A 16,007-nucleotide genomic window follows, 5' to 3' on the forward strand; every position below is an offset into this window, starting at 1 on the left:
CCGTCGAGGCAAACGAACGGGCGTTTGAATCGTTCCGCTGCATGCCGGTCTTGCCGCTGTCAGGCGTGCCTGACCAACGGACCTATGCTCATCGAGAACGGCCCGCAGCTCTTCGGCAAGGTCTTCAAGGTTGAAGGGTTTTGGCAACAGCTGCGTGCCGAGATCGAGCTTGTCTTGAGCGACCTTGCTGGACCGCGATGTGTCGAGCGCCAATCCGCGGCGACGGAGATTAAGACGCCACATCTCCTCTGAGACGGAAAAAGTGACTGCCGCGTCATTCCAGCGCCGAACGAACCAAATCTCGTCCACGGCGTTGAGTCGCGCGTCGCGTCCTCAGCCGGGATCTGTTGCATGACAAAAGGCGAGCTTTCCACCTATCGCGCCAAGCGTGATTTTACGAAGACGAAAGAACCGAGTGGCGAGCGCTCGATCGCTAAATCGAACCGGCTCCGCTTCGTCATTCAGAAACACGCGGCGACGCGACTGCACTATGATCTTCGCCTTGAGCTCGACGGTGTCTTCAAGTCGTGGGCTGTTACCAAAGGTCCGTCTCTGGATCCTCAGGACAAGCGCCTGGCCGTCCAGGTTGAGGATCATCCGCTCGACTACGGCGACTTCGAAGGTACCATCCCCAAGGGGCAGTATGGCGGCGGAACGGTGCAGCTGTGGGATCGAGGCTATTGGCAGCCGGAAGGCTCCATGCCTCCTGAGCAGGCACTGGAAAAGGGTGATCTGAAGTTCATGCTCGACGGCAAGCGCCTGCATGGAAGCTTTGTGCTTGTGCGCATGAAGCATGACCGCAATGGCGGGAGACGGACGAACTGGCTGCTGATCAAGCATCGTGACGAATACGCGACGGATGGCAACGGCGACGCGGTGCTGTCTCATGATCGATCCGTGGCCTCCGGACGGAGCATGGAAAAAATTGCCGCGGGCAAGGGTTCCGGCCCGAAGCCGTTCATGATGCAAGGCTCTTCTGTGGCCGATGCCGATGCGGTGTGGGACAGCAATCGTGGCCACGCCGCCGACGAGCGCGCCAAGTCGTCTAAGGGACCGGCGAAGGCGGTGCTGCCTGCGAAAGGAGCCCCGCGGGGTTCGACGGCGAAGATGCCTGGCTTCATCGCACCACAGCTCTGCGCGACGCTTTCGCGGCCGCCGGCAGGGACAGACTGGGTTCATGAAATCAAATTCGACGGCTACCGCGTCCAGTTGCGCATCGAGGACGGCGCCGCCACGTTGAAAACACGAAAAGGTCTGGATTGGACGGAAAAATTTGACGCCATCGCAAAAGAGGCGGCCGATTTCCCCGATGGCATTATCGACGGTGAGATCGTAGCGCTCGGCGAAAATGGCGCACCGGATTTCGCCGCTTTGCAAGCCGCGCTGTCCGAGCGCCGGACAAAGGATCTCGTATTCTTTGCCTTCGACTTGTTGTTCGCCGACGGCGAGGATTTGCGCAGACTGTCTCTTACGCAACGCAAAGAAAAGCTGAGCGAGATGCTGGGCGAGGTGGATCGCGGCGAGGAACACCTGATCCGCTATGTCGAGCACTTCACCAATGGCGGCGATGCGGTGTTGCGTTCTGCTTGTCGTCTTTCGCTTGAAGGCATCATCTCCAAAAAGGCTGATGCAACCTATGTGTCGGGAAGGACCGACACTTGGGTAAAATCGAAATGCCGCGCCGGGCATGAGGTTGTCATCGGTGGCTGGTCTACCACCAACGGCAAATTCCGATCTTTGCTCGTTGGCGTCAACCGCGGCGAACATTTCGCCTATATCGGCCGTGTCGGAACCGGCTTCAGCGAGGCAAAGGTCAAGCAACTGCTGCCCAGGTTGAAGGCAATGACGGCGACCAAATCACCTTTCACCGGCGATGGCGCGCCGAAGAAGGACTCCACCATCTTTTGGACGAAGCCGGAACTGGTTGCTGAGATCGAGTTCGCGGGATGGACTGGGGGCGGCAATGTCAGGCAGGCTGCCTTCAAAGCCCTGCGTGAAGACAAACCAGCGAAGGACGTCGAGGCCGAGCGCCCCGCCGATCCTCAGGACACGAAGCTCGCCGACCCTGCCAAGGCAACGCGAGTTGCGGGAAAAAGCCCGGTTGTCATGGGCGTCATCATTTCCAAGCCGGACAAGCCGCTTTGGCCGAACGCCGGCGACGGCGGGCAGCCGGTGACGAAGCTCGACCTGGCCGAATACTTCGAGGCCGTCGGCCCATGGATGATCAAGCATCTCAAGGGACGACCCTGCTCCCTCGTGCGCGCTCCTGATGGCTATGCGGGCGAACAGTTCTTCCAGCGCCACGCAATGCCAGGCACGTCCAATCTGCTGGAACTGGTGAAGGTTTTCGGCGACCACAAGCCATATCTGCAGATCGATCGTGTCGAGGGGCTGGCGGCCATCGCCCAGATCGGCGGCCTGGAGCTGCACCCCTGGAATTGCCAACCCGGGCAACCCGAGATCCCCGGCCGACTGGTTTTCGATCTCGACCCTGGTCCGGAAGTTGCCTTCGCCGAGGTCGTCGCGGCGGCCAAGGAAATGCGCGACCGTCTGGAGGATTTGGGTTTGGTGAGTTTCTGCAAGACGACGGGCGGCAAGGGGCTGCACGTTGTCACGCCCTTGGCGACCCAGCGCAGCAAAACCACATGGCCCGAGGCCAAGGCCTTCGCCAAGGCGGTCTGCATGCAGATGGCACGCGATAGCCCAGACCTCTACCTTGTAAATATGGCCAAGAAGCTGCGGACGTCCCGAATCTTCCTGGACTACCTTCGAAACGATCGCATGGCGACAGCCGTCGCCCCACTGTCTCCGAGGGCGAGAGAAGGCGCAACGGTATCCATGCCCCTGACATGGGGGCAGGTGAAGGTGGACCTCGATCCGAAGAGATACACGGTCGCCACTGTGCCCGGCCTCCTGAAGAAGACCGTCGCCTGGACCGATTACGGTGATGGCGAACGCTCGATCAGCACCGCTATCAAGCGGCTGGGGTCGGCAAAGCTCGCCGCATGACATCTGAAACCGCAAAGCTGCCGTTTGGCGTTCCATTGGACACCGTGCCGATGGAGGCGAAAACTGCAGACGCGTTGCCTGACGGCGCCGGCCAATGGCAGTACGAACCCAAATGGGACGGGTTCCGCTGCCTTGCCTTCAAAGCCGGCGATAAGGTGGACTTGCGCGCGAAATCGGGCAAGCCGCTCGGCAGGTATTTCCCCGAAGTCGTCTCGATGTTGCGAGCCTTGAAGGCCAAAGAGTTCGTGGTCGATGGGGAAATCGTGATCGACGTCGATGGCGCGCTTTCGTTCGATGCATTGCAGATGCGGCTGCATCCAGCGGAAAGCAGGATCCGGAGACTTTCTGCCGAAACGCCGGCCAAACTGATCCTGTTTGATATGCTGGCCGGTCCCGGCGGCAGCGTGATGGACCAACCGCTGTCAGCGCGCCGCAAGGCCCTGGAAGCGTTCATTCCGTCGACTGGAAGCACCGGCCTTGAGCTTTCGCGGTCGACTCAGGACGTGATGACGGCAGTGAAGTGGCTCAGTCAATCCGGGCAGGGTTCGACGGATGGCGTTGTCGCAAAGCGTCTCGACGAAGGATACCGACCTGGCGAGCGTGCCATGGTCAAGGTCAAGCGTCTGCGCACGGCGGATTGCGTGGTTGGCGGATTCCGGTATCTGGCAAGCTCGCCCGAGGTCGGTTCTCTTTTGCTTGGGCTCTATGATGGTGAGGGCAAGCTCGACCATGTGGGATTCACCTCGACGATCGCTGAGCAGGACCGGCCACAATTGACGCGACAACTCGAAGCTTTGCGTTCACCTCCCGGCTTTACCGGCAAAGCGCCGGGTGGCCCAAGTCGCTGGAGTACGGAAAGAAGCGGGCAATGGGAGCCATTGAAGCCGAAACTGGTCGTAGAAGTTCGGTTCGATCATGTCACAGGCGATCGCTTTCGGCATGGGACCAAGTTCATACGCTGGCGTCCCGACAAGCACCCCAAACAGTGTACGTTCGACCAGCTGCTGAAATAGCGAACGGGGCCCCGTCCATTTCTGAGGGTGCCGGGTAAGGCCATTCGGGCAGTAGCCATCACAGCGTAGGATCAAAAAGGTGGGACCACGCGGAGAGCCGTCGCTACCGCTTCGGCAGCATCCTCGGCCAAATAATATCGGCCCTCAAGGGACTGTCCGGTCAGCGCGCCAAACTCCACCTGTCGTGCTAGGTAGCATTGTCTGGATCTCAAGTGAGGTCGCCAAATCCTACTCCGCCTCAAAGGCAGGTAGCGGTGTGTGCTCTCCGGTTTGGCAAGTATCTGCGGGCGGTTCCGCAGGCATGTGCCCAGGAAGATGAAAGACCCCGAACCAGCTCTCGGTGTTCTGCGCGCAAAGGCGCGGAATGCCCAGCGGAACCGAACGACACCCGCGAACTTAAAGCGATATGAGCACGCGTGGCGCCGACTTTCTCTATCACTGGATTTCAGAACACCTGCCTGAAAAGGCGCCCCCTGATCTGCTGGTTTCGGTCGCCGATCTGGCGGACGAGGCCATGCAAGAGGCCGGCCGGCAGGGAATATCGACCGAAGAAGTCGACGAGGAAGTAGAGAGCGTCTACGAAGCGATTTTTCATGCCATGGAATACCGGGCAGGCGGGTTGGTGGACTGAATCGCTTCCTGTTCGTTGCGGCCGAGTTGCTACTTCACCCACCCCCACTTTTCTACGTCATGATCGTTGCACTGGTGGTCGGCACGACGCTGTCGATTGCTCTATCGCTCGTGCGTCATCGTGCGTCGGGCTCGGGTCAGGCAGTCTTCGAGACAATGACGGCCAGCGATGCCAACCGGCCTTCGCTCAGGCTGCGGATGTAGTTCTTGCGTCGCTGCACGAATTCGGCGCCGAGCACGATTTCATTGGCCTGCTGTTGGGCCGGCGAGGGCATGATGCCGGAGCTTGCCCTTTTCAATGCCAGTTCGACATGTTCGCCGGTCTCGTCAATGATGTCGTCAACATGGAAGCCTGCGTCGACGAACAGGGTCTTCAGGGCGTTTCGGTCAACAAGGTGGCTGGCCTCCGGCGCGACCGCCCAGGGCAACGGGTAATGCGGCTCACCGCCCGCCAGCACGGCTTCGGTCCAGATCAACTTGCCGCCCGGTTTCAGGACGCGAAAAGCCTGCCCGATGACGGCAGCCTTGTCGGCGATGTTCATGCCGACATAGAAGCAGATTGCCGCGTCGAACGTGTTTTCGGCAAAGGGCAGTTTCGCCGCATTGGCTTCGTGGAAGCGAACCTTGTCGGCCAGGCCGCTGAGCTTGGTCAGTCGGCTGGACGCCGCGACAAAGGCTGGCGTGAGGTCGACGCCGTCGACGTCGCAGCCATAGGTGGCGGCAAGGAAGCGCGCCGGGCCGCCAATGCCGCTGCTGATATCGAGGATCCGGTCGGTGGGCGAGGGGGCCAGACGAGCAGCATGATCCTGCGTGGCAATGAGCTCGCGGCCATGCAACTGGTCGAACGGATAGAGTTGCGCGGCACTGAGACTGTCGGGTTTGGCGTCGGGGATCGCGGCCAATATGCGCTCGACGATACCGTCGCTGCCGTAATGCGTGGTGACGCTGCTCATGGATACTCCCTAAGTGCGCAGCTTCCCACTATTGCGTGAGTTCGGCAATGTTTGGCGCCCGTGGGATTCCAATGTCCGCGCCGAGAACCCCATTGTCGGTCCGGATGTCCTCCGCAAGGCGCTCGGTTGCCCAATCGGTCTAAACGAAGTTCCCTGGTTCGCCTCCAGCTCAGCTGATGGTGGACAGAATAAGAACATCGAAGTCAGGAAGCTCTTGACGATAGAGGAATATATTCCTTATTTGATGAGATGTAGATTAGCAGTAGGCGGTCGGTGAGGTCGCGACAGCGCGGCGTGACCGGTCGGACAGAACATCGTTCCGATCAGATTGGGACCAGTCACGGAAATGTGCGGGCGGATAGTCCGGGATGCCTTCTGCCAATGGCGTCGTGTCGAGCAAGCCGATGAACGCCTGCTGAGCGAGCGGCCGCAGCAGAGCCGTTGGGAATTTACGCGTCACAACGCACCTCAGGAGCAGCCGAAGCGATGCAAGACCTCATCGATTTCTTCCAGACCAACTCGGTGCTGGTAGTGGCCAATCCAACGGTGTTTGCAACCTGCGCTGTCCTTTTTGCAAGTGGCGGTTTTGTGGTTGGACGATACTTTTTGACCGAACGCCTCGCCAACCTCGAGAGCCGCATTGCGCGGCGCGACGAGGAAATCAAGGAATTGAAATCTCTTGGTTCGGCGAAGCACTCTGAGCCTCCCCTCATTCCCATCATAGGTACCAGCGCGATCGGCGCATACGAGTGTCGTGAAGTTTCGTGGTGCGAGGCCTGTGGTCGCAATCCCAATGATGACAGCGGCGTTTCAAGCGGCAAAACAGCGGCGAGCTTTGCAGGTCTCGCGTGGCATGGGTCAAAAACAGGACGATGAACAAAATGAGGAGGGCGAAGGCGATTCCGGTGACAAGTGGCATTGCGCGTTCTCTGGCGATCGAACCTGCCGGACGACTGCACTCCCTGACAAAGAAAAGCCCGCAGAACAGTCAGCCCGATCGTATGACGCCCGGCTCTTCGGGGAACGGATCACTGATCGGCTGCCGCCGGGATTCGTCGCGCATCACGTCCGAGAAGTTGACGGTGGCGACCAGATAGCCGGCCTCATCATATACCTTGGTGATCGACGCGGTTTGATCGACGCTTCGATGCGCAAGCAGCACTGCGTGAGCTTTTTCGATGGCGCGCGGACTTGCGAGGTCTGCGCTGGCCAACTCTTCCTCGGATATCGTCGTGCGGTCGGAATCGATGGTCTCAAAGCGGAATTTTGGCATGGACATCTCCTGTCATCAAGCAAATGTCCCTTGAGCCGTTGTGTTCCAACTTGGCCATGCGTCGTCATGGAACAACGGGTAAATATCGTCGGCTTCGTGACATGGGGACCACAGCGGACGGGCGACAGACGGTCCGGCATCCACTCGTCTGGCCGGCGCTAGGGCGGCCTCAACGCAACCGAGCGATCACATTGGTTCGATCAACTGCACTTGCTCTCAGTGCGGTCGGCGCAACAGAGTAAAGGTCAGCCTTCGCGACCTTGTTGTACTCGTTTTTGGGTCGAACCCGAGCAACATCGCGAGCCCGGCCACAACGCTTGATTCGTCCAGCCAAATCACTGCCTGGCCCGGATCGAATCGCAGCAACGCTAAATTCGAGCCCTCTTTGCCCCCTTCAAGGCGCGACGGCGACACGACATATCACCGAGCAGCTTGTCGAGCGACCGGTGCCTTTTAACCGTCCAGAAGCTTTCCTATTGTAAAGGAGGTTCATGAAACCGCTACGGCATTTTGGCGAACCAACCCGCCGTCTCTTCCTGTTGAGAACGGCTTTGCCCATCATCATGTTCACGCTGGTAGTTGCTACCGTCACCACAGGACTTTTGCTGTGGTCGGCTATCCAGACTGACAGTGTTGCCGTGTCGCGACAGAAAAGCCTAGTTGCCCTTATCGTATCCAATCTGGAGAACGGAGTGGCACATGACCAGGAGAGCGTCACGGTTTGGGACGATGCGGTCAATGCGCTGCGGACCCGCGACGCAAAATGGATCGATACCAATCTCGGAAGTTGGATGCACACCTACTTTGGCCATGACGAGGTCTACATTCTCGACGCCAATGACGCCCCGGTCTACGCATTCGTCGACGGCTCGACTGCTGCGTCCTCCAGCTACCGTTCCGTTAGCCAGATGACAGCGCCTCTTGTCGTTCATCTTAGGGCAAGACTGAAACGTGGGGACACCGAGGGAGTAACGGAGCGGGTGCTCACGATAGGTGCCTCCGATATGGCCGTTGTCTCGGGCCATCCTGCCATTGTGAGTATAAAGCCGGTCGTTTCCGACAGTGGCCACATCGCGCAAATACCGGGTCAGGAGTTTCTGCACGTCGCGATTCGATATCTCGATGGCGGTTTCCTTAGCTTGCTGCGCCAGGATTATCTGCTCGACGGGGCGCGTTTCTCCTGGGCGAATAGGCTCGCCTCGGCAGAGACATCTTATCCCCTCATCGACCGATCTGGCTCGACGATCGGCTTCTTCGTCTGGCAGCCATATCGGCCCGGGACCTTCGCCCTTTTTCAACTGCTTCCAATTGTCGTCGCCTTATTCGCGCTGGTGCTGGGCGGTGTCGGTGTAGCCCTGAGGGCCTTTCGCAGGCGAACTTTGAAGCTGATTGAATCGGAAGGTCGAATCTTTCACCTCGCCCACCACGACTTCCTCACGGCGCTGCCCAATCGTGTCCAATTCAACGACCGTTTGGCTGACGCGCTATCGCGACTGCCCTCGACGGGAGAGCAGCTGGCAATTCTTTACCTCGACCTCGACAGGTTCAAGCAGGTTAATGATACCTTTGGTCATCCCGCTGGCGATGAGTTGCTTAGGGAGTTCGCAGACCGGCTGAGGCGGCTAACCACTGATGCAGATACGGTCGCGCGCTTGGGAGGCGACGAATTCATCATCATCCAGCGTTCGGTCGCAGGCGAAGATGAGGTCAAGACATTGTGCGAACATTTGCTCGAGACCGCTCGCCGGCCATTCCAAGTCGCGGGAGCTCAGCTCTTTGTGGGGGTGAGTGTCGGCGTAGCGTTCGCTCCAAGGGACGGATTGGAGTGGGTGGAGTTGGTGCGCAGAGCAGACGTTGCACTGTATCACGCCAAAGCCGGCGGCCGCAGCGGTTATGCATTCTTTGGAACCGAGATGGACCAGACGCTGGTAATGCGCAAGGGTCTCGAACAGGACCTGCGCACTGCTTTGCAAGCGCCCTGCCAGATCCAGGTTCACTACCAACCGCTATACACTGCAGACACAAACAGGATGACGGGCGTTGAAGCCCTTGCTCGCTGGTCGCATGTGGAGCGTGGTTGGGTTGCCCCCGACTTGTTCATACCGTTGGCCGAAGAAACGGGGCTCGTTGAACAACTGGGCGAGCTGGTTCTCCGGCAGGCATGTCTCGATGCTGTGCACTGGCCAATAGAGACATTGGCAGTGAACGTGTCGGCTTTGCAGCTGAGCAATCCGAGTTTCGCCATGAGGGTGACGAGCATCTTACTGGAGACTCAGATGGATCCTCGACGGCTCGAACTCGAGGTTACCGAAAGCACGCTATCTCAAAACCGGACTGAGTGCCGGCAAAACATCGAAGCGTTGCGCAGCATCGGCGTGCGCTTTGCTCTTGATGATTTCGGGACGGGATTTTCCTCGCTTGGACGCCTGCAAAGCCTGGACGTCGATCGGATTAAGATCGATCGGAGTTTTGTGCAGGGCTTCGGTCACTCAAATGGTGACGAGGCTATTGTTCAGGCCATAGTCGACCTGGCCCGCGCCACTGGCCTCAGCACCACGGCGGAAGGTGTGGAGACGCAGAGCCAGTGCGATGTTCTGCGCAAACTCGGCTGCGAGCAGCTACAAGGATTCTTGCTGTCCAGGCCCGTGCCCAAGCAAGAGGTTGAAGATCTCATAGCGGGAGCAGCAAGGCGCGCTTCCGCCTGAGGCCGCCGAATTGGCTCCGCCCGGCTGGTGAGCGGGCAGTTTCGATATGGCCCCCTCGACTTGCGCCCGCGATGGTGCTTTCCTGTCTTGCTGGAGAGGCAAGGAATGGTATGGCAAGGCTCGGCCGGTTCATACTCTGGCTGTTTATCGCGCCAGGCGACATTCTCTCCGATCGGCTTGGCGTTACCAAAGACCAAAACCGCGACCTCGTTCGCATGCTCGTCAATTCGCTCTTCTGGATATTGATCGTCATCATCGGCTTAGCGATCTGGACGTCACGAATGCCGGCGTTCCGATAAGCGGAGATGTAACTACCCTGTTGAAGTGGTGCAGCGAGCGCAGTTCTCCCGTGGAGCCGACGTATTCAAGCGCCTGGTATTTTCGCTGATCAGGTTGCCATCTTGTGTCCACTGCCAAAGCAGACAAGCGCTCCGGATTGGCTTCGGTGGAACAGCTTCGTCAGCACATAGCTGCGGGGCACAAAGTGGCGCCCGCTGTTTGTTACCCAACTACGACTGAAGTCCTAGCGGTGGCCGGCAAAGGTCCGTACTCGGCAACATTTGGCGCCGCCGACCGTTTCGAAACGACCGCCGATTATTAGTCCCTTCATCGTCGGTCGTACCCGCCAGACGGGGGTGGCGGGTACTCATTTGCGGAGGATTCGGGTGCGGCTTGGCGAGGTCATAGCAAACACGTTCACTGCGCTGCTCGTCAGTGGCATTGTCGGAATTTTGTTCTTCCTCTCGGGTCGGATACCATGGCCCGAACGACACGGACGGATGGTGATTATCCAGCCGATTGACCGAATAACTACGACCTCGACCGAGACTCAACTGCTGCTACCGGCCACTTTTGACGCGACTAAAGCGCCTGCGAGACCGAAGCGTCTGGCCTCGAACCAATGATAGATCAAGCCAATGCCACGTCTTGTGCTGAGCCTATTCGCCTATCTTTTTTGCTCCACGCTTCTTCAGGCTCAAGCGTGGCAGCCCTTCGGCGTCCGGCAGCTTGGCTTCACGTTCGATGTTCCTCCTGGTTTCGTGCTGACACAGCATGAGGATCAGGGTGCAGCTTTTCAGGGCCCAAGAAACGCGTTTCTTGCCGTATGGGGTGCAAGGCTCGGCAAGGCCAGCTTTCGCGCAGAGATCGAACATCGGATGATGGAGGACGAAAAGGCGGGCTGGCAGCTCAGCTACCGGCGCCTCACCCCGAAATGGGCTAGCTATTCGGGAGTCAAGAATGGCGAAATCCGTTACGTCCGTGCCATTAAAGTCTGCAACGACCGCGCCGCTCTTTTCACAATCAATTACAGCAGATTTGAAAAGACACCGTACGATCCAATTGTTGTGCGTATGGTGCGGTCTCTGAAAGCCGAAGGCTGCTAGCCGACAGGCGCAGCGACTTTGTGTTGGTACTCCGCTGCAACATGGCGTTAGAGCCGCACCACCTTGTCAAGGCGAAGTCTTATTCGCTGGCCTTCCGCATATGCCATCGCGAGCGATTCATGCTCAAATGAATGGGTAAGTTCTCCGTCATCCGACACTATGCGGACGAACCACTCTCCGCATGCCTCGATCATTTCAACGCAAGGTGAGACCTTGCCTTTCGGCTGCACGCTATCCATCGCAGCCTCCCCTAAAAAGGAAGATTAAATCCGTCAGGATCAGGCCTGCAAGGCTTTGAAAAATACGTACATTGCGTAGAACCCACCCGATGCGTTGATGGTCAGAAGCTTGTCGGAATTTTAGCTCGCTCTAATAATTTATGCGGCAGCGGGATCCCAACGGCCCGTGAGCTCCACCTCAGGGGCGACCCGCCGCTGCCGTGAATGGGGCGGCGGGATTCCGCTGAACTTGGGGTCAGTCAACACCATGCGCGACGGCGTTCCGGTCCGAACATGCACCCTAGAAGCTGCCGTTCCTGATCAGCCAGGGCGTTGTCACCACGCTCTACGTCTCGGCGATTTCCATCGTCATCGCTTCGGTCATCGCGGTCGCCGGCGCGGTCGCCAAGCTTTCCAGCAATGGTTTCGCCTACGCCATCGCCAGCTTCTACACGTCCTTCTTCCGCGGCCTTGCGCTGCTCATCCAGGTTTACCTGATTTATCTCGGCCTGCCGCAACTCGGCTTCGTCATCAACGCGGTGCCTGCCGGCATCCTGGCGCTTTCGCTCTGCTACGGCGCGTACATGACCGAGATCTTTCGCTCCGGCATACAAAGCATCGATCGCGGCCAGTGGGAGGCGTCGCGCTCCATGGGCTTCGGCTTCGCCTTGACTATGCGCCGCATCATCCTGCCGCAGGCTCTGCCGGTCATCATTCCGCGACAGGCAACCAATTCATCTCGATGCTGAGGGATTCCTCGCTGGGCTCGGTCATCGGCGTTTGGGAGCTAATGTTTCTGGCGCGCACACTCGGCCAGAAGACCGCTTCGAGGCGATTGAAGCAACGGATCAGTGTCGACTTGCCTGAGCCGGATGGCCCGCAGATGGACGATGCGTTCGCCCTTGTGGACCGTCAGATTGATGTCCTTCAGCGCGTGGAACTGAGCATACCATTTGATATGGCCTTGGCTTCAATAATGGCCTGAGCGCTCATCGCACCTTGCTCCTGTGGCAATGCCGCTCGATCCGCGCCTGAATCAGTTCGAGGCAGATCGACGGCATCCAGTAGATCATGGCCGCCGAAATCAGCATCTCTATGTGTTGAAAGGTAAAATCCGTCATCGAAGAGAATATCCCTGAAGACAGATGGCGGGCACTGGCCGCCGACTTTATCCGCGACTTCACTGGGAGCGATGACATCGATCCCGCGTTGCTGGAATGGCTTGTGCGAAAATAGTCGGCCACCTCAAATTGCAAATTGAAGCACTTTCACGCCTCACAGCAGCCGGTCTGCCCATAGTGAAAATCTATCCCCACGGCCGTCACGACCGACGCAAAAGTCATCCGGCAGGACATCCTTGGTAACCCTTTTGGCGCAATTGCGTGAACACTGAGGTTTCATGAGCTTGCGAGTTTCCGGGTCATCATGGTCCTTCCAATGGCTCTCGCCGCACCAGTCATGACCTAGGGCTGGAAGGTGGCCATTCATGGTTCATCCATCATATTAGGCCACGATCATATGCGGACATGACAGGTAGATAGTACATGCCTCGAAGCCCTCGGCGCTAGTGATGCGCCGGGGGCTTTAACTTTCATCTCCGGCAGCACGTTTGCCTGTGACATTGTGGTGGTTCCCGATCTGTCGACGGAGATGTGAAGCATAACCACCGGCACCCAGCGAAATAGGCGCCAACGCAACCGCCACTTCACGGAGCCTCCTGCAGGATGGACGAAAGTTCCGACAACATTTCACCGATTGCCAATGGGCCGAAACGGCACTTCGCTCGCAGGCGGCAACTTGAGATCGACTTCGAACCGGTCACCCAATCCTCGCTCGCGATCACTGCGCGGCGTGTGGAGTGCCCCGGAGCGCTCGCGCTGCCTCACAATGGCCGCAACCACCGTCAAGCTGTTCCGTGCGTTTTACGATTAGCTTAAGTCCTATCGCCCGCGAAACGCGCGCCGGCAGGTTCGTGGTCCCGTGGAACCCCACGGCCACAAGACCGTTTCACCGTGAAACGCAGTCTTTCACCGTGAAACGGAGGTCGCTACCATGGATTGGAACCGGGTCGAAGGAAATTGGAAGCAGGTCAAGGGGAAGGTGAAGGAGCAGTGGGGCAAGCTCACTGATGATGATCTCGACCGCATCGCGGGTAAGCGCGATCAGCTCGAAGGCATAATCCAGGAACGCTACGGCATTGAGAAGGATCGCGTCCGGCGTGACGTCGATGACTGGTACGATCGACAGGGCTGGTAGGTTCACGGCACCTTCGCCTACCACGGTCGCTGGTTCACATAGTTTGGCGGTCGCAATTGCTGGGGTACTTTGGCTGCTCGACTTTAGGAGCTACCCGGCCACGCGGAGCTGCGGCAGCCCTGCATGGCGTGTCGGTTCGCCATAGCTGGCAACCACGCGGTCTCGGCCCGGCATCCCAAGGCAGAGTCGTTCCATGATAGTGCCCTAGACTTGGACAGGCGATAAGCATGAGCGACGAAGTGGCGGCCATGGCGACGACGCTGGAGCGTCTGCACAGTCGGGCTAATCCACGATGAGCTCTTGTCGAACGGGGGCGCATTCGAACCATGTGCTTTGGCGCTTAACTTCTCGTGCGCGGCCGTAGTCCGGCGATCGGGCGCGGTCTTATGCGCACCGAGCTACTCCAAGGCTCGGCGACTTGAGCAATGCGCGGATAACGAAACGAATGTGAGCACGGATTTACGGCGCGTGACTTCGCCTCCTGTGCTCCCTGCTGCGAGCCTTTCGACGGGCAACTCTCAGTTCAGCAAGGGTTGGCCTCCACCAGCCTCTTAAGCGTTCAGTCGGCCCGGCGGCTGATCGAGCAGGCCATGTGCTCACAAGTTCGGCCAGGGTTGCCGAACGCCAGTTACCCCAAACGAAGTCACCACTTGCAGGCAAGGCGTGGGGATAGAAGGCGGCTGCGTCTGACAGCTCAACGAGTTCACCGGCAAATTCGCTGAAGACGACAATCCCGTACTGCTCGGTGGCGACGGCGCGGCCCAAGGTAGGTAGATCCTGAGCTGGCAACGGGTAGCGGTGGCGCCGGCGTTCACCAGCCCGCTGTTGTGCGGCTCTACAGGCTTCGGTGTTTCTGGCGGCCGCACGTCGCCGTTTTCTTTCCTCCGGTTCGGCATGCTGGGCAGCCCGTTCGATGCTTGGCCATCGTGCCCGGAGAGCCTCATATGAGCGGAATGGAACTCTCCAGGCCCGCAATTCATCGTCCCAACTCGCCCACGGGACAGCGCGCAGTTCTTCAAGCACAGTCCTCGAATAGGGCGTGCGGACGCGCAGGTCGTCCGCGATGTCCAGATACCGGCTTGAGATTGGCTCGAAGGCGAAGGCATCTCGTCCCTTACTATCGTCATGAGGTACTCGCAACGCCGCCTCTTGCGCCAGCCAGCGGTCGATCCGCTGGGCTGCAGTCTTTCCGGGTACGAACCAGCTCTTGCGCTCGTCGCTCCATCTGGCACGCGGAAATGCTTGCTGAAACCGCTCGACCGCCATTCGATCGTATGAAAAGCGAGCTTCGGCACCAATTGCGTCCTGTTTCTGGGGCGCGGGACCGGCGTTGGAATCCGTCATAGTGCATCAACCGAGTTGGCTGGATGGAACGCCGCGCCAGCCCTAAGGTTCATTAAACGACACGCCGCAGAAATATGGCGCCTGAATGATGCCCAATGCTCGGGAGCGGCGCTGTGAACTTTCCCCGCGCTGGGCGGTTAAGGAGAGCCGATGGATGAACGATGCCTCAGGTTGGCGAGGCCGCTCAGCCCTGGAAAGACCACTGACAACTTCATGTTCATATCGGCAAGGTTTCTTGAGAACTCCAGATGATCCGCATCGCAACCTTCAACTTGAACGGCGTGAACGGACGTCTGCCCGTGCTCATCAAGTGGCTGGGCCAGCACGACTATGACATCGTGTGCCTTCAGGAATTGAAGACGTCGGATGAGAAATTTCCTGCCGAAGCCATTAGGAACGCTGGCTACGGCGCGATCTGGCACGGACAAAAATCCTACAATGGTGTAGCCATACTAGCCCGGGGAAAAATGCCGCTGGAACGTCGACGCGGCCTGCCGGGGGATTCTGGTGACACTCACAGCCGCTACATAGAGGCCGAGGTGGATGGGGTCGTCGTGGGATGCCTGTATCTCCCAAACGGCAATCCGGCGCCGGGCCCGAAATTCGACTATAAGCTGCGCTGGTTCGACCGTCTGATCAGCTACAGCCAGTTACTGCTCACAGAAGGTGTCACAACCGTTCTTTGCGGCGATTACAATGTCGTGCCAACGCCGATCGATGCCGCGGTCCCAAGACGTTGGGTGGGCGACGCAGTCTACTTTCCGGAGAGCCGGCGAGCCTATGCCAAAATGCTTGGTGACGGCTGGATCGATGCCGTCCGTCGCATCCATCCGGAGAAAGGCATCTACACCTATTGGAACTTCTCCTACGGGGGCGGTTATGACCGCAGCTCAGGCCTGCGCATGGACCATCTCCTCCTCAGCCCAGCCCTTTCGACCAGCTTACGTGATGCCGGCGTCGATGCTGCCTTGCGAGCTTGGGAAAAGCCGAGCGATCATGCGCCAGCTTGGATAGAGCTCGATCTTCCGGGAAATCGAAAAACGCCATCACCCACCGCCGACAAAAGTTCCATTCTGGCAAATTTCGTTCCTGGGCCCTAGAGTTCACAACTGCTTTTGTGCGACCGCCTGAACGATGGTGAACGGTGAAAGCATCTGGACACATACCTCAACCTAGCGCCATGTCATCGGATGAACGATTGCGAAAACGCGGTGCAACCGT

11 protein-coding genes and 3 pseudogenes are annotated in these 16,007 nt (G+C 58.8%); 10 read left to right on the forward strand and 4 right to left on the reverse strand.

The window, feature by feature from the left end; translation table 11 throughout:
• Window positions 1–84: 84 nt before the first annotated feature.
• The 4 genes from EJ076_RS35130 to EJ076_RS09950 all read left to right on the forward strand — a co-directional run bounded on the left by EJ076_RS35130 (window position 85) and on the right by EJ076_RS09950 (window position 4,653).
• Window positions 85–252, forward strand: a complete 168-nt coding sequence (locus EJ076_RS35130; RefSeq protein WP_164548591.1) for a hypothetical protein — start codon at window positions 85–87, stop codon at window positions 250–252.
• Window positions 253–351: 99 nt separating this feature from the next.
• Window positions 352–3,009, forward strand: coding sequence for a DNA ligase D (gene ligD / locus EJ076_RS09940; RefSeq protein ID WP_109671060.1), 2,658 nt, complete (start codon window positions 352–354; stop codon window positions 3,007–3,009).
• Window positions 3,006–4,022: an ATP-dependent DNA ligase gene (locus EJ076_RS09945; protein WP_109671057.1), complete on the forward strand. Its 1,017-nt coding sequence runs from the start codon at window positions 3,006–3,008 to the stop codon at window positions 4,020–4,022. Before ligD ends, EJ076_RS09945 begins: the two co-directional genes overlap by 4 nt.
• Window positions 4,023–4,428: 406 nt before the next feature.
• On the forward strand, window positions 4,429–4,653 hold the full coding sequence (locus EJ076_RS09950; protein WP_109671054.1) for a DUF768 domain-containing protein: 225 nt from the start codon (window positions 4,429–4,431) through the stop codon (window positions 4,651–4,653).
• A gap of 136 nt (window positions 4,654–4,789) precedes the next feature.
• On the opposite strand, the gene EJ076_RS09955 is transcribed toward EJ076_RS09950, so the two are convergent.
• Window positions 4,790–5,605 (reverse strand): class I SAM-dependent methyltransferase, encoded by an 816-nt coding sequence (locus tag EJ076_RS09955; protein ID WP_126067727.1) that lies wholly within the window; start codon window positions 5,603–5,605, stop codon window positions 4,790–4,792.
• 486 nt (window positions 5,606–6,091) lie between these two features.
• Here EJ076_RS09955 and EJ076_RS35695 point away from each other — a divergent pair, with 486 nt between their 5' ends.
• The gene (locus EJ076_RS35695; protein ID WP_245462990.1) at window positions 6,092–6,481 is read left to right on the forward strand and encodes a hypothetical protein; all 390 of its coding nucleotides are present in this window, start codon (window positions 6,092–6,094) and stop codon (window positions 6,479–6,481) included.
• Window positions 6,482–6,593: 112 nt separating this feature from the next.
• Here the strand turns inward: EJ076_RS35695 and EJ076_RS09965 are convergent, their stop codons facing one another.
• On the reverse strand, window positions 6,594–6,878 hold the full coding sequence (locus EJ076_RS09965) for a hypothetical protein (RefSeq protein WP_126067728.1): 285 nt from the start codon (window positions 6,876–6,878) through the stop codon (window positions 6,594–6,596).
• Window positions 6,879–7,369: 491 nt separating this feature from the next.
• Between EJ076_RS09965 and EJ076_RS09970 the strand changes: the two genes are divergently transcribed.
• The 3 genes and pseudogenes from EJ076_RS09970 to EJ076_RS09985 form a co-directional block, all read left to right on the forward strand.
• Window positions 7,370–9,583 carry an EAL domain-containing protein gene (locus tag EJ076_RS09970; protein ID WP_109671046.1) on the forward strand — a complete coding sequence of 738 codons (2,214 nt, stop codon included), beginning with the start codon at window positions 7,370–7,372 and terminating at the stop codon, window positions 9,581–9,583.
• 917 nt (window positions 9,584–10,500) lie between these two features.
• Complete coding sequence (locus EJ076_RS09975; protein WP_109671042.1) at window positions 10,501–10,968, forward strand: hypothetical protein; 468 nt, start codon at window positions 10,501–10,503, stop codon at window positions 10,966–10,968.
• Between the two features lie 523 nt (window positions 10,969–11,491).
• Window positions 11,492–12,009: pseudogene (locus EJ076_RS09985) on the forward strand (amino acid ABC transporter permease); the annotation flags it as partial.
• Here EJ076_RS09985 and EJ076_RS35700 read toward each other — a convergent pair.
• Window positions 12,009–12,179 (reverse strand): annotated as a pseudogene (locus EJ076_RS35700) (ATP-binding cassette domain-containing protein); the annotation flags it as partial. The pseudogenes EJ076_RS09985 and EJ076_RS35700 sit on opposite strands and share 1 nt — an antisense overlap.
• Window positions 12,176–12,295, reverse strand: a pseudogene (locus tag EJ076_RS09995) (amino acid ABC transporter permease); the annotation flags it as partial. The pseudogenes EJ076_RS09995 and EJ076_RS35700, both read right to left, overlap by 4 nt.
• Window positions 12,296–13,238: 943 nt before the next feature.
• Between EJ076_RS09995 and EJ076_RS10000 the strand changes: the two are divergent.
• On the forward strand, window positions 13,239–13,442 hold the full coding sequence (locus EJ076_RS10000; RefSeq protein ID WP_109671037.1) for a CsbD family protein: 204 nt from the start codon (window positions 13,239–13,241) through the stop codon (window positions 13,440–13,442).
• Between the two features lie 1,592 nt (window positions 13,443–15,034).
• The gene (xth, locus tag EJ076_RS10010) at window positions 15,035–15,886 is read left to right on the forward strand and encodes an exodeoxyribonuclease III (protein WP_109671033.1); all 852 of its coding nucleotides are present in this window, start codon (window positions 15,035–15,037) and stop codon (window positions 15,884–15,886) included.
• Window positions 15,887–16,007: the final 121 nt, after the last annotated feature.

This window comes from Mesorhizobium sp. M7D.F.Ca.US.005.01.1.1 (assembly GCF_003952545.1).
In the GTDB taxonomy this organism is placed as follows: domain Bacteria; phylum Pseudomonadota; class Alphaproteobacteria; order Rhizobiales; family Rhizobiaceae; genus Mesorhizobium; species Mesorhizobium loti.

Bases quoted from the DNA above. Each gene is read 5' to 3' on its own strand.
- EJ076_RS35130 (WP_164548591.1), top strand. From the start codon at position 85: ATGCTCATCGAGAACGGCCCGCAGCTCTTCGGCAAGGTCTTCAAGGTT.
- ligD (WP_109671060.1), top strand. From the start codon at position 352: ATGACAAAAGGCGAGCTTTCCACCTATCGCGCCAAGCGTGATTTTACG.
- EJ076_RS09945 (WP_109671057.1), top strand. From the start codon at position 3,006: ATGACATCTGAAACCGCAAAGCTGCCGTTTGGCGTTCCATTGGACACC.
- EJ076_RS09950 (WP_109671054.1), top strand. From the start codon at position 4,429: ATGAGCACGCGTGGCGCCGACTTTCTCTATCACTGGATTTCAGAACAC.
- EJ076_RS09955 (WP_126067727.1), bottom strand. From the start codon at position 5,605: ATGAGCAGCGTCACCACGCATTACGGCAGCGACGGTATCGTCGAGCGC.
- EJ076_RS35695 (WP_245462990.1), top strand. From the start codon at position 6,092: ATGCAAGACCTCATCGATTTCTTCCAGACCAACTCGGTGCTGGTAGTG.
- EJ076_RS09965 (WP_126067728.1), bottom strand. From the start codon at position 6,878: ATGCCAAAATTCCGCTTTGAGACCATCGATTCCGACCGCACGACGATA.
- EJ076_RS09970 (WP_109671046.1), top strand. From the start codon at position 7,370: ATGAAACCGCTACGGCATTTTGGCGAACCAACCCGCCGTCTCTTCCTG.
- EJ076_RS09975 (WP_109671042.1), top strand. From the start codon at position 10,501: ATGCCACGTCTTGTGCTGAGCCTATTCGCCTATCTTTTTTGCTCCACG.
- EJ076_RS10000 (WP_109671037.1), top strand. From the start codon at position 13,239: ATGGATTGGAACCGGGTCGAAGGAAATTGGAAGCAGGTCAAGGGGAAG.
- xth (WP_109671033.1), top strand. From the start codon at position 15,035: ATGATCCGCATCGCAACCTTCAACTTGAACGGCGTGAACGGACGTCTG.